The 11,533-nt window shown below is 72.0% G+C and carries 14 protein-coding genes and 2 tRNA genes; 1 reads left to right on the top strand and 15 read right to left on the bottom strand.

Translation table 11 applies throughout. From position 1 onward, the window contains the following. Window positions 1–12: 12 nt before the first annotated feature. The 10 genes from IE178_RS02130 to IE178_RS02085 all read right to left on the bottom strand — a co-directional run bounded on the left by IE178_RS02130 (window position 13) and on the right by IE178_RS02085 (window position 5,243). Window positions 13–85: transfer RNA gene (locus tag IE178_RS02130), tRNA-Ala, on the bottom strand. Between the two features lie 139 nt (window positions 86–224). Next, complete coding sequence (locus IE178_RS02125) at window positions 225–458, bottom strand: hypothetical protein (protein ID WP_006136074.1); 234 nt, start codon at window positions 456–458, stop codon at window positions 225–227. 3 nt (window positions 459–461) lie between these two features. After that, window positions 462–635 carry a hypothetical protein gene (locus IE178_RS02120; protein ID WP_184760656.1) on the bottom strand — a complete coding sequence of 58 codons (174 nt, stop codon included), beginning with the start codon at window positions 633–635 and terminating at the stop codon, window positions 462–464. A 201-nt stretch (window positions 636–836) separates the two neighbouring features. Further along, window positions 837–909, bottom strand: a tRNA-Ala gene (locus IE178_RS02115). Window positions 910–1,039: 130 nt separating this feature from the next. Then, the gene (locus IE178_RS02110; RefSeq protein ID WP_193511181.1) at window positions 1,040–1,708 is read right to left on the bottom strand and encodes a histidine phosphatase family protein; all 669 of its coding nucleotides are present in this window, start codon (window positions 1,706–1,708) and stop codon (window positions 1,040–1,042) included. A gap of 32 nt (window positions 1,709–1,740) precedes the next feature. After that, the gene (gene rsfS / locus IE178_RS02105; RefSeq protein WP_184760654.1) at window positions 1,741–2,187 is read right to left on the bottom strand and encodes a ribosome silencing factor; all 447 of its coding nucleotides are present in this window, start codon (window positions 2,185–2,187) and stop codon (window positions 1,741–1,743) included. A 103-nt stretch (window positions 2,188–2,290) separates the two neighbouring features. Beyond that, entirely contained in the window at window positions 2,291–4,072 is a 1,782-nt protein-coding gene (locus IE178_RS02100; protein ID WP_193511071.1) for an LCP family protein, read from the bottom strand. A 16-nt stretch (window positions 4,073–4,088) separates the two neighbouring features. After that, window positions 4,089–4,727, bottom strand: coding sequence for a nicotinate-nucleotide adenylyltransferase (gene nadD / locus IE178_RS02095; protein ID WP_184760652.1), 639 nt, complete (start codon window positions 4,725–4,727; stop codon window positions 4,089–4,091). Between the two features lie 61 nt (window positions 4,728–4,788). Further along, window positions 4,789–4,953, bottom strand: coding sequence for a hypothetical protein (locus IE178_RS02090; RefSeq protein WP_184760651.1), 165 nt, complete (start codon window positions 4,951–4,953; stop codon window positions 4,789–4,791). 152 nt (window positions 4,954–5,105) lie between these two features. Next, window positions 5,106–5,243, bottom strand: coding sequence for a hypothetical protein (locus tag IE178_RS02085; RefSeq protein ID WP_184760812.1), 138 nt, complete (start codon window positions 5,241–5,243; stop codon window positions 5,106–5,108). Window positions 5,244–5,332: 89 nt separating this feature from the next. Between IE178_RS02085 and IE178_RS02080 the strand changes: the two genes are divergently transcribed. After that, a complete protein-coding gene (locus IE178_RS02080) occupies window positions 5,333–6,478 on the top strand; it encodes a M48 family metallopeptidase (RefSeq protein ID WP_184760650.1) in 1,146 nt (381 codons plus the stop codon). 49 nt (window positions 6,479–6,527) lie between these two features. Here the strand turns inward: IE178_RS02080 and IE178_RS02075 are convergent, their stop codons facing one another. The 5 genes from IE178_RS02075 to proB all read right to left on the bottom strand — a co-directional run bounded on the left by IE178_RS02075 (window position 6,528) and on the right by proB (window position 11,486). Continuing rightward, window positions 6,528–7,601, bottom strand: a complete 1,074-nt coding sequence (locus IE178_RS02075) for an SCO2583 family membrane protein (protein WP_193511070.1) — start codon at window positions 7,599–7,601, stop codon at window positions 6,528–6,530. 87 nt (window positions 7,602–7,688) lie between these two features. Further along, window positions 7,689–8,252 carry an SCO2584 family spore wall biosynthesis protein gene (locus IE178_RS02070; protein ID WP_498370629.1) on the bottom strand — a complete coding sequence of 188 codons (564 nt, stop codon included), beginning with the start codon at window positions 8,250–8,252 and terminating at the stop codon, window positions 7,689–7,691. Between the two features lie 100 nt (window positions 8,253–8,352). Then, window positions 8,353–9,639, bottom strand: a complete 1,287-nt coding sequence (locus IE178_RS02065) for a glutamate-5-semialdehyde dehydrogenase (RefSeq protein WP_193511068.1) — start codon at window positions 9,637–9,639, stop codon at window positions 8,353–8,355. Window positions 9,640–9,702: 63 nt separating this feature from the next. Further along, a complete protein-coding gene (locus tag IE178_RS02060) occupies window positions 9,703–10,161 on the bottom strand; it encodes a DUF8830 family protein (protein WP_498370630.1) in 459 nt (152 codons plus the stop codon). A gap of 143 nt (window positions 10,162–10,304) precedes the next feature. Next, on the bottom strand, window positions 10,305–11,486 hold the full coding sequence (proB, locus tag IE178_RS02055; protein WP_184760645.1) for a glutamate 5-kinase: 1,182 nt from the start codon (window positions 11,484–11,486) through the stop codon (window positions 10,305–10,307). Between the last annotated feature and the right edge of the window lie 47 nt (window positions 11,487–11,533).

The raw sequence follows: 11,533 nt of genomic DNA, 5'->3' as shown, positions 1-11,533 counted from the left end.
CCTCGACTTCTGTGGAGCTAAGGAGAATTGAACTCCTGACCTCCTGCATGCCATGCAGGCGCTCTACCAACTGAGCTATAGCCCCTTGCCCTGCTCCGCCCGGTTTCCCCGGCGGCGACGCCAACTTTACACGGTCGACCCGGGCCAACACCAAATCGGTTTCGCTTGGCTCACCTATGCCCGAAATGCCCTCACCCGAGTCATGACCCGAGTCATGACCGGGGTCATGCGGTCACGAACGAATAGAAGCGCTTGAGCGTGCAGTGTTCTTCCAGGAGCCGGCCGTAGATCGGCTCCCCCTCGAGTTCGCGGTACGTCTCGATGGGGTCGCCCTTTATGATCAGCGCCCGCGCGCACTCCTCGCACCAGTACTGGTAGTCGGGGTTGATCGGTTCCATGTCCCGGACGATCGGCGTCCCGCTGCCGCACCAGTCGCACTTCCGCCTGTGTGCACCCATCGATCAGCTCCGGCTGCGGCCGCGGGCCGTGCACACGTAGGAGATCCCGTCGTTGTGGCCGAACACCTGGGCGGCGTGCTCGAAACCGAGGGAAGGGCGGCTGAGGTGGGTCGAGGTCCGTGGCGTCGACACCGCTCCGAGAAGGTGGTCGACCTCCTCGTGGATGCTCGCAGGCATCACAACTCCCTCCCGTCGGGCCGCGCCCCCTTCCGGCCGTTTGATTCTGCCACGACCGGGCCGACACGGTCAGCGACGCCGTGGTACCGGTCGGGACACGGCTCCACACCTCGCAGAGGGATACGTCCGGGGAGACCGTCCCGCTCATGTGCGGGGAACGAAAAATCCCGCCTCCCTGAGGGAGGCGGGATCTTCGTCACGTGGAGCTAAGGAGAATTGAACTCCTGACCTCCTGCATGCCATGCAGGCGCTCTACCAACTGAGCTATAGCCCCTGGTGCCACGCGGCGTGGCCGCCTGGTGTTTCGCCCCGCTCGGCGGGGCGAACAAGAAGAACTTTAGCCTGCGACCTGCCAGAAAGTGAAATCCGGGTCCCGGGGCGTCCCGGGCCGGATCGGGAGTCCCTCAGTCGTCGTCGCCGAGCACCGGTTCGGGCAGGGTGCCCGCGTTGTGCTCGAGCAGGCGCCAGCCCCGGGCGCCCTCGCCGAGGACGGACCAGCAGCAGTTGGTGAGACCGCCCAGGCTCTCCCAGTTCTGCGGCTGGAGGCCGAGCAGCCGCCCGATGGTGGTGCGGATGGTGCCGCCGTGGCTGACCACGACGAGCGTGCCGTCCTCCGGGAGCTTCTCGGCGTGCCGCAGCACCACGGGGGCGGCGCGGTCGGCGACCTCGGTCTCCAGTTCGCCACCGCCCCGGCGGACCGGCTCGCCGCGCTTCCACGCGGTGTACTCGTCGCCGTACGTGGCGATGATCTCGTCGTGCGTCAGGCCCTGCCAGACGCCCGCGTAGGTCTCCCGCAGCGCCTCGTCGAGGGTGACGTCCAGGCCGGTGAGCGCGGCGAGCTCCGCGGCGGTGGCCGCGGCCCGCTTCAGGTCGGAGGCGACGATGGCGTCCGGCCTGAGGCCGGCGAGGAGACGGGCGGACCGGCGGGCCTGGGCGATGCCGGTCTCGGTGAGCTCGACGTCGGTGGAGCCCTGGAAGCGCCGCTCCACGTTCCAGGAGGTCTGGCCGTGCCGCCACAGGATGATGCGGCGGCCCCGGCGCGCGGACCCGCTCACCTCACCGGTGGCGCTCACCTCACCGGTGGCGCTCACCTCACCGGTGGCGCTCACCGCCACTCACCCCCCGGCTCGGTCGCCTCCTCGGCCTCCTGCTGCCGGGCGTGCTCGGCGGCCTTGCCACGGGTGGCCTTGGCGTCCTCGGGCAGTTCCAGCTCGGGGCAGTCCTTCCACAGCCGCTCCAGGGCGTAGAAGACACGCTCCTCGCTGTGCTGGACGTGGACGACGATGTCGACGTAGTCGAGCAGCACCCAGCGGGCCTCGCGGTCGCCCTCGCGGCGGACCGGCTTGACGCCGAGCTCCTTGCTGAGCCGCTCCTCGATCTCGTCGACGATCGACTTGACCTGGCGGTCGTTGGGCGCGGAGGCCAACAGGAACGCGTCGGTGATGGACAGCACGTCACTGACGTCGTAGGCGACGATGTCGTGCGCGAGCTTGTCGGCGGCCGCCTGGGCGGCGGTGGTGACGAGCTCAAGGGAACGGTCGGTTGCGGTCACTACAAGGCTTTCGGTCGGCGGACACTTGCCCTCAAGGGTCTCACGGACCGCCGGGCGCACCCCACGCGATGACGGAGGGTGCGCCCGACCACGCGCCGGGCGGCTACGAACCGGGGTCGTAGTCCTGGCCGAGGACCACCGAGACGCGGGCGTTCGCGGAGACCTTGCCCTGGGTGACGGAGTCGGCGGGCAGCCCCAGGGTCTTGGCGACCTCGGTGGCGTTCTCCTTCTCGGCGGCGTTCGCGTAGACGACCTTCGAGGCCGTCTCGGGGGCACCGGTGGTGCCGGCGTCCCGGAAGGTGAAGCCGCCGTTGAGGAGCACCACGCGGGCCTTGTCGGTGTGGTCCTGCACGCCGGTGGCGTTGCGCACGGAGACGCTGACGGCGGCGTCCTTGTCGGGGCTCTTCGCGGTGCCGCCCAGGACGTCCTCGACCACGCTGTCGCTCGCCTCCGCCGTGAGCGTGCCGTCGTCCCGCACGGGCAGCAGCGCGGTCTTGTGGTCGCCGCCCTTGGCGAGGTCGGAGAGCCGGGCCAGGAAGGAGCCCAGGTCCTTGTCGGTGAGGGGCGGCTCGATGATCTGCCCGAGGGTCTGGATGGTGGTCGTGGCGGCGCCCGGGTCGGAGGTCATCTTGCGCAGGACGCCGTGCAGGACCTGCCCGAACCGCTCCAGCTGGGCGTTTGGGTCCTCGCCGTCCGCGCGGTGGGTGGCGTAGGCGACGGCCGCCTTGCCGCTGAGGGTCCGGCCCTCGCCCTTGCGGACCAGGGGAGCCTCCCCCTTCTTGGCGTCCGGGTCGGGCACGTCGGCGTCGGCGTCGATCTCGATGTTGCCGACGAGGTCGACGAGGGTGAGCAGGAACGGGGTGTCCAGCCGCCAGGTGCCCTCGATGTCGGTGCCGAGGACGGTGTCGATCGCGGTCCTGGTGCCCTCGGAGCCGTCGTCCTCGACCGACTTGGCGAGCGTGGTGGTGGTGCCGTCGTCGCCGGTGAGGGCGAGCGAGTTGGGCAGCAGGACGGTGGTGCCCTGCTTGGTGGTGGTGTTGTCGACGAGCAGGGCGGTGGCGGTGCCGCCGTTGGTGGTGTCGTGCAGATGGACGACGATCACGTCCCGCTTCTGGGCACCCGCGGCCGTCGTGGTGCCCGTGTCCGGGTCGGAGGCGGACAGTCCGGGCAGCTTCCCGGCGTACCAGAGGTAACCGACGCCGCCGACGGCGACCAGGGCGAGGACCACGACCAGGGCGACGATCCGGCTGCGGGCGCGGCGCCGGGCCTCCTCGCGCCGCTCGGTGCGGTTCTCGGTGAACGCGAGCCAGTCGATGACGTCCTCGGAGTCGCCGTCGGGCTCCTCGACGAAGGCGAACTGCTCGGTGCGGTACTCCCGGTCGGGCTCGGCGGGGGCCGGCTCGTCGTCGTCGACGGGGCCGGCCTGCTGCGGGATGTGCGCGGTCTGCTCGGCGGCCCGGGGCTGCTGCCCGGGGCCGGCCTGCGGGGCGGCCTGCGGGGCGGCCTGCCCGTAGGGGTCGTACGGGGCGGTCGGGCCGCCGGCCTGCTGGGCCTGCTGGGGGACGCCGTAGGGGTCGTACGGGTCGTAGGAGCCGTAGGAGGGCGCCTGCGGCTGCTGCGGCGACACGCCTCCGGTCCCTGTCCCGCTCCCGGTCCCGTAGGGGTCGTACGACGGCTGCTGCTGCCCGCCCGTGCCGTACGGGTCGTAGCCGTAGCCCTGCTGCCCCTGCTGCTGGTACCCCTCGTAATGCTGAGCCTGCTGAGCCTGCTGGGTCTGCTGGTCCGTGGCCTGCTGGTAGACGGGCCGGCCGTACTCGTCGTAGCCGACGAGCTCGTACGGGGCGGCCCCGTCGGTCCCGTACCCCGCGTCGTATCGGTCGTTCACCGGTGCCCCTCTCGGCTCACTCGCCGCGGTACAGCTCGCGCTTGTCGATGTAGCGCACGACTCCGTCCGGCACCAGGTACCAGACGGGTTCTCCCTTGGCGACTCTCGCACGGCAGTCCGTGGAGGAGATGGCGAGGGCGGGAACCTCGACGAGCGAGACGCCGCCCTCGGGGAGGCCCGCGTCGGTCAGATGGTGGCCGGGCCGGGTCACGCCGATGAAGTGCGCGAGGGAGAACAGCTCCTCGCTGTCGCGCCAGGTGAGGATCTGGGCGAGGGCGTCGGCGCCGGTGATGAAGAACAGGTCCGTGTCCGGGTTGAGCGCGCGCAGGTCGCGCAGGGTGTCGACGGTGTAGGTGGGCCCGCCGCGGTCGATGTCGATGCGGCTCACGGAGAACTGCGGGTTCTCGGCCGTCGCGATGACCGTCATCAGGTAACGGTCCTCGGCGGCGGAGACCGCGCGGTGGCTCTTCTGCCATGGCTGGCCGGTGGGGACGAAGACCACCTCGTCGAGGCCGAACTGCGCGGCCACCTCGCTGGCGGCCACCAGGTGCCCGTGGTGGATCGGGTCAAAAGTGCCGCCCATGACGCCGAGACGGCGCTTGCCCCGCTTGGCCGGGCCGCTGCCGGGACCGGTAGGCATGTCCTGCTCTCCCATGCGTGCAGACCCTACCGGCCCGGCCTGGGAACCCCGGCGGCCAGGGCGGCCCGCGACGGGCTCAGCGGTCGCGGTTGAAGCGGGTGGTGATCCACAGCAGGAGCAGCAGGCCGAGCAGGGCGCCGCCGCCGGTGACGTAGGGGCTGAGGCTCTCGTGGTTGCCGCTGTGCTCTCCGCCCTCGGCGGCGAGGGTGACCAACTGGGCAGCGGTGCTGGGGAAGCTCATCTTCGGCAGGACCTATCGCGTGTGGGCGGGATAACGACGTCCGCTCATCGTAAGCGGGCGTCCTCGCGCCGGACACGCCGACTCCGCCGTTGTGGACGGGGGGACGGGTCGGGCCCGTTCGCCGGAGCGCCGCGGGCAACCCTCGCCGGCTCTCAGTCGTCCTTCCGCCCGTAGCCGCGCAACAGGAACCACGCGGTGAGCACACAACCCACCAGCATCACGATCAGAATGACCCGGAGCAGAATGTCCGTACCTCCTCGGCCGTACCGCGGTCCGTACTGCCCGTCCACGGTATCTCCGCCTAGGCTGGGCATCGCCGCGGGGGAGCAAAAGGTCGTACAAGGGGCCGCGAAGGTCACTCGAAGCACATGGGGGAAACATGTCCGACGGCCAACAGCACAACGGGCACGAGAGCGTGCCGAGCAGGCAGCGCAGGCGCTTCCCCGGAATCTCCTCGCGGGCGTACGAGCATCCGGCCGACCGCTCGGCGCTGGTGGCGCTGCGCAAGCTGAGCGGCTTCGACACGGTCTTCAAGGCCCTGAGCGGTCTGCTGCCCGAGCGCAGTCTGCGGCTGCTGTTCCTGTCGGACTCGGTGCGCGTCTCCGACCGGCAGTTCGCGCACCTCAACGACATGCTGCGGGACGCCTGCTACATCCTGGACCTGGAGAAGGTCCCTCCGATGTACGTCAACCAGGACCCGAATCCGAACGCGATGTGCATCGGCCTGGACGAGCCGATCATCGTGGTGACCACGGGGCTGGTGGAGCTGCTCGACGAGGAGGAGATGCGGGCGGTCGTCGGGCACGAGGTCGGGCACGCGCTGTCCGGGCACTCGGTGTACCGGACGATCCTGCTGTTCCTGACGTCGCTGGCGGTCCGGGTCGCGTGGATCCCGCTCGGCAACTTCGCGATCATGGCGATCGTGACCGCGCTGCGCGAGTGGTTCCGCAAGTCGGAGCTGTCCGCGGACCGGGCGGGACTGCTGGTCGGGCAGGACCTGCAGGCCTCCATGCGCGGCCTGATGAAGATCGCGGGCGGCAACCATCTGCACGAGATGAACGTGGACGCGTTCCTGGAGCAGGCCGAGGAGTACGAGGCCGGAGGCGACCTGCGCGACTCCGTGCTGAAGATCCTCAACGTGCTGCCCCGTTCGCACCCCTTCACCACCGTGCGGGCGGCCGAGCTGAAGAAGTGGGCGGCCACCCGGGATCACCAGCGGATCATGGACGGCCACTACCCGCGCCGCGACGAGGACAAGGACGCGTCCGTGCGGGACTCGTGGCGGGAGTCGGCGAGCAGCTACGCCGGTGAGGTGCGGACCTCCAAGGACCCGCTGATGAAGCTGGTCAACGACATCGCGGGCGGCGCGGGCGACCTGGGTGACCGGGTCCGCCGCGGCTTCGGGGGCTTCGCCTCCTCGGCGCCGAAGCCCCCGCGCGGGCCGCAGGAGCCGGGTACGGGTCCGGGTACGTCGTCCGGCACCGAGGGCCCGAGGGACGAGGACCCGCCGCGCGACGGCGCGTGAGGCGCGCCCTGCGCGCGTAGGGCGCCGCTCACACCGTGGGCTGCGCCGCTCACACCGTGGGCTGCGCGCCCTTCGCCAGGGAGCCGCACAGCGCCGGGACGCTGCCCGTGGCGTAGGGGTCGGTGCCGGCGGGGCCGCCCTCCTTGGCCGTCTGGCCGGCGAGCAGCGGGTGCAGCCGGCCGGCGGAGTCCTCCGCGCAGGACAGGGGCCCGGCCTGGACGTAGGCGACGACGAGCTCGGCCTGGTGCAGGCGCAGGTCGTCGCGGTCGAAGCGGAAGTGCAGTTCGCGGCGGACGGTGAACAGCGACGCCTCGGCGTCCCGGTCCGCGTCGGCCGGTCGCAGCGCGTACACGAAGGTGTGGTCGGTGGTGACCTCGAGGGTGGAGGAGTCGGTCTCGGCGGCCTGCATGGTGCCCTGGACCCGTATCTCGCGGTCGGCCAGCTCCACGCGGGAGGGGTCGAAGCGGACCAGCCATCCGGTGGGCGCGTGCCGTCCGTCGGCGGTGGGCCGATTGAAGCTCTGGTCGAACTGGTCGAGCTGGCCGGAGTCGAGCAGCACCCGTACGGGGCGGGTCCGGCCCCCGGTGACCACGCCCGGGTCGAGCGCGGACCGCACGAGGTAGTCCTTCGCGGTGATCAGCGCGGTCACCACCTGGCCGTCGGAGAAGTGCGCGGTGCGCCGGGAGGCGGGGAGCGGCACCCCCTCGGCGCCGATGCGGAACTGCGCCGCCGGACTGCGCGCGTACAGCTCCTCGACGTCGGAGGTGCCGGGCACCTCGCCCTGCGGGGCGAGCGGGATGACGGTCATCCGCAGGGGCTCGGCGGGCCGCTCGGCGGCGGGGTTGCGGTAGGGGTGGCGTACGCCCATGTAGATGGCGGTGCCGAAGGCCACGGCGATCAGCAGGACCAGGATCAGCGCCTGCCGGGACAGGCCGCCACGGCGCAGGGGCGGACGGCGGCGGACGGCGGGCGCGTGGTCGGTGATGCGTTCCTGGGCGGAGTACTCCTGGAGCCGGGCAGCCTGGACGAAGGACTCGTCGAAGACGACGGACCTGTACTCGTCCTCTCCGCCTCCGGGGGCTCCCTCGGGCGTCCCCTCGGGCGGGTCCGAAGGCCCTCCCATACCTTCAGGGTAGGTCCGGGGAGGGCCCGGTAAACGCCCGGCCGTACCCCATATTCTGACAGGTACTCACCAAGCGGATGCCCGGTCTCAGGGGCTGTGGCGCGGGATCACCGGGACGGTCGGCTGGGAGTAGTCGGCCGACGCGGAGGGTGCCGCGCCGCCACGCTCCAGGCCGGTCGAGGCGGGCGGCGGGACCGGGTCCTGACGGTGGGAGGAGGCGCCCCGGTAGACGGCCGAGAAGGCGAGCGCGACCATGCCGATGCCCATCACCAGGGCGAGCATCCAGGCGACGGGGCGGTGCCAGCGCACGTGCCTGCCGTACGGACCCGGGGAGCCGTAGTCGTCCTCCAGGACGTCGGGGTCGTCGTCCGGGACGTCGTAGCCGGGATCGCCCCGGTAGCCGCCGTACCCGTCGTCGTACCGCTCACCGCGCGCACGGGCCCGGTGGGCCTCGGCCTCCGATGCCTCGGCTCTGGCCCGCGCGGCGGCCAGGAGACGTTCGACGGCGGTCGGCTCGTGCACCTCGGCCGCGCGTACGAAGGCCTCGTCGAAGACCACGGAGGCGAACTCTTCGTCCGACACCCCGCGGTCGTGGTCGTCGTCGGGCTCCCAGCCGTCAGGGAACGGCGTGCCCCCCACGTCCTCCGGCACGGATCCAGAGTAGACCTGGGGGGTCATTTTGGGCAGACGGTATGGAAATTCATCCGTTTGCTGAGACGTCCCCCGCCGTCGCTCACCCGGGGTGCGCGGTTCAGCGCCGTACGTGGCCGTCGCCGGTGACGATGTACTTCGTGCTGGTCAGCTCGGGCAGGCCCATGGGTCCCCGGGCATGCAGCTTCTGCGTGGAGATGCCGATCTCGGCGCCGAAGCCGAACTGGCCGCCGTCGGTGAAACGGGTGGAGGCGTTCACCGCGACCGTGGTGGAGTCCACCAGCTGGGTGAACCGGCGGGCTGCCTGCTGCGAGGTGGTGACGATGGCCTCGGTGTGGCCGGAGGTCCACAGCCGGATGTGCTCCACGGCCCGGTCGAGGGAGTCGACGACGGCGGCGGCGATGTCGTGGGAGAGGTACTCGGTCTCCCAGTCCTCCGTGGTGGCCTTGACGACGGTGGCGCGGGAGTCCTTGGCGTACGCCATCACGCGCTCGTCGGCGTGCACGGTGACCCCGGCGTCGGCCAGGGCGTCCAGGGCGCGCGGCAGGAACTCGGCGGCGATGTCCTGGTGGACCAGCAGGGTCTCGGCGGCGTTGCAGACGCCGACCCGCTGGGCCTTGGAGTTGACCAGGATGTCCACGGCCATGTCGAGGTCGGCCGCCGCGTCGACGTAGACGTGGCAGTTGCCGGTGCCGGTCTCGATGACCGGGACGACCGACTCCTGGACGACCGTGTTGATCAGTGAGGCGCCGCCGCGCGGGATGAGCACGTCGACCAGACCCCGGGCGCGCATCAGCTCGCGCACGCTGTCGCGGCTCTCGCCGGGCACCAGTTGCACGGCGTCGGCGGGCAGCCCCGCCCCGCCCACGGCGTCCCGCACCACGCGCACCAGCGCGGTGTTGGACCGGTACGCGGAGGAGGAGCCGCGCAGCAGGACCGCGTTGCCGGACTTCAGGCACAGGGCGGCGGCGTCGACCGTCACGTTCGGACGGCCCTCGTAGATGATCCCGACGACGCCGAGCGGCACCCGGACCTGGCGCAGGTCGATGCCGTTGGGCAGCGTGGAGCCGCGGACGACCTCGCCGACCGGGTCGGGCAGCGCGGCCACGTCCCGCACGTCGGCGGCGATCGCGCGCACCCGCTCCGGGGTGAGCGTGAGCCGGTCGATCATGCCCTCGGTGATGCCCGCCTCGCGCGCCCTGGCCACGTCCTGGGCGTTGGCCTCGACGATCTCACTCGCGCGGACCTCCAGCGCGTCCGCGACGGCGAGCAGGGCGTCGTCCTTGGCGGCGCGCGGCAGCGGCGCGAGGGTGGCGGCGGCCCCCTTGGCGCGGTAGGCGGCCTGGCTGACCGGGGACATCGAGTCGTACGGCGAGAGCGTGGTCATGGGGGAAGGGTAGTGCGGTCGGCCGGCCCGGTCGGCAGGTATCCCAAACCCCGAGACACACGCTCAAAACGGATGCACTCCGACGGGTGTCGCCAGGGCCGGTCCGTAGCCCGCGGCGACGCGCTGGTGGTAGGTGGGCCGGTCGATGACCTCCAGGCCGACGATCTCCCAGGGCGGCAGGCCCGCGGTCTGGCGGTGCTCGCCCCACAGGCGCAGCGCCACGGCGGCCGCGTCGTGCAGGTCGCGGGCCTCCTCCCAGTAGCGGATCTCCGCGTGGTCGTCGGCGTAGCGGCTGGTCAGCAGGAAGGGGTGGTCGTGGGCCAGTTGCTCCAGGGCCCGCCGGACCTCGGCGACCGGCGCCCGTTCGCCGGAGACGCTGAGGGTGACGTGCCACAGGCGCGGGAGGTCGCCGGGTTCGCCGCCCGGACACCGGTCCCCGGCCGCGACGCTGGTCAGGGCGCGCTCGTCGCCGGCCGCACGGGAGCCGGCACCACCGCGAGACGCCGCGGTCCCAGGGCGCACTCGTCTCACGACGGCCTCCTTCACACGCGGACCGGCCCGGGGATCGGGCGGATGTGTCCCTGGGACAAAGTTGAGCAGGCCGCCGGGGGATCGCGGGGCACTTTTGCGGAACGTCCACGACCGAGGGCGGACGTAACGGCGCATTACGGATGCAGGACCACCAGGTCGTCCCTGTGTACGACCTCGCGTTCGTACTCCGGTCCGAGGTCCCGGGCCAGTTCATAGGTCGAGCGGCCGATCAGGAGGGGGATCTCCTTGGCGTCGAAGTTGACCAGCCCGCGGGCCACCGCCCGGCCCTCGCGGTCCCGCAGCTCGACCGGGTCGCCCGCGCTGAACTCGCCCTCGACGCCGGCGATCCCGGCCGGCAGCAGCGACTTGCGGCCCTGCACGACCGCGCGCACCGCGCCGTCGTCGAGGGTGAGCGAGCCCTGCGGGGTGGAGGCGTGCTGGAGCCACAGCAGCCGGTCGGCGGAGCGGCGGCCGGTGGGGTGGAAGTAGGTGCCGGTGTCGCCTCCGGTGAGGGCGTCGGCCGCGTGGATCGCGCTGGTCAGGACGACCTGGATGCCGGCGGCGGCGGCGATCCGCGCGGCCTCGACCTTGGTGACCATGCCGCCGGTGCCGACGCCCGCCTTGCCGGCGCTGCCGATCTCGACGTGGGAGAGGTCCCCGGGGCCCCTGACCTCCGCGATGCGCGAGGTGCCGGGCCGGGCGGGGTCGCCGTCGTAGACGCCGTCCACGTCGGACAGCAGCACCAGCAGGTCGGCGCGGACCAGGTGGGCGACGAGGGCGGCGAGCCGGTCGTTGTCGCCGAAGCGGATCTCGTCGGTGGCGACGGTGTCGTTCTCGTTGACGATCGGGAAGGCGCCCATCGCCAGCAGCTTGTCGAGGGTGCGGGAGGCGTTGCGGTGATGGGCCCGGCGGCTCATGTCGTCGGAGGTCAGCAGCACTTGGCCGACCCGGACGCCGTAGCGGGCGAAGGAGGCGGTGTAGCGGGCGACCAGCAGTCCCTGGCCGACGCTGGCGGCGGCCTGCTGCCGGGCGAGGTCGGTGGGCCGGCGGCGCAGGCCCAGCGGGGCGAGACCGGCGGCGATGGCACCGGAGGAGACGAGGACGATCTCCCGCTCTCCCCCGCTCGCACGTCTTGCGCCACCACCCTCGGCCGGGGCACCGCGGGCCGCCCCCTCGTTCCGGGTCTTGGCGAGCACGTCGACGAGCGCGTCGACGCGGTCGGCGTCCAGACCGCCCGCCGCAGTGGTCAGCGACGAGGAGCCGATCTTGACGACGATCCTGCGTGCCTCGCCCACGGCCTGCCTCGCGCCTGCCACCTTGCCGCCCGTCCCTCACGTCGATCGGTCGCTCGCCAGGCAATCTA

This window comes from Streptomyces griseoloalbus, from assembly GCA_014650015.1.
In the GTDB taxonomy this organism is placed as follows: domain Bacteria; phylum Actinomycetota; class Actinomycetes; order Streptomycetales; family Streptomycetaceae; genus Streptomyces; species Streptomyces griseoloalbus.
This window is presented reverse-complemented; position numbering and strand designations above follow the sequence as displayed.

Excerpts from the sequence above, each read along its gene's own strand:
- IE178_RS02125 (WP_006136074.1), bottom strand. The coding sequence starts at position 458 with ATGGGTGCACACAGGCGGAAGTGCGACTGGTGCGGCAGCGGGACGCCG.
- IE178_RS02120 (WP_184760656.1), bottom strand. The coding sequence starts at position 635 with ATGCCTGCGAGCATCCACGAGGAGGTCGACCACCTTCTCGGAGCGGTG.
- nadD (WP_184760652.1), bottom strand. The coding sequence starts at position 4,727 with ATGGGAGAGCAGGACATGCCTACCGGTCCCGGCAGCGGCCCGGCCAAG.
- IE178_RS02090 (WP_184760651.1), bottom strand. The coding sequence starts at position 4,953 with ATGAGCTTCCCCAGCACCGCTGCCCAGTTGGTCACCCTCGCCGCCGAG.
- IE178_RS02080 (WP_184760650.1), top strand. The coding sequence starts at position 5,333 with ATGTCCGACGGCCAACAGCACAACGGGCACGAGAGCGTGCCGAGCAGG.
- IE178_RS02075 (WP_193511070.1), bottom strand. The coding sequence starts at position 7,601 with ATGGGAGGGCCTTCGGACCCGCCCGAGGGGACGCCCGAGGGAGCCCCC.
- IE178_RS02065 (WP_193511068.1), bottom strand. The coding sequence starts at position 9,639 with ATGACCACGCTCTCGCCGTACGACTCGATGTCCCCGGTCAGCCAGGCC.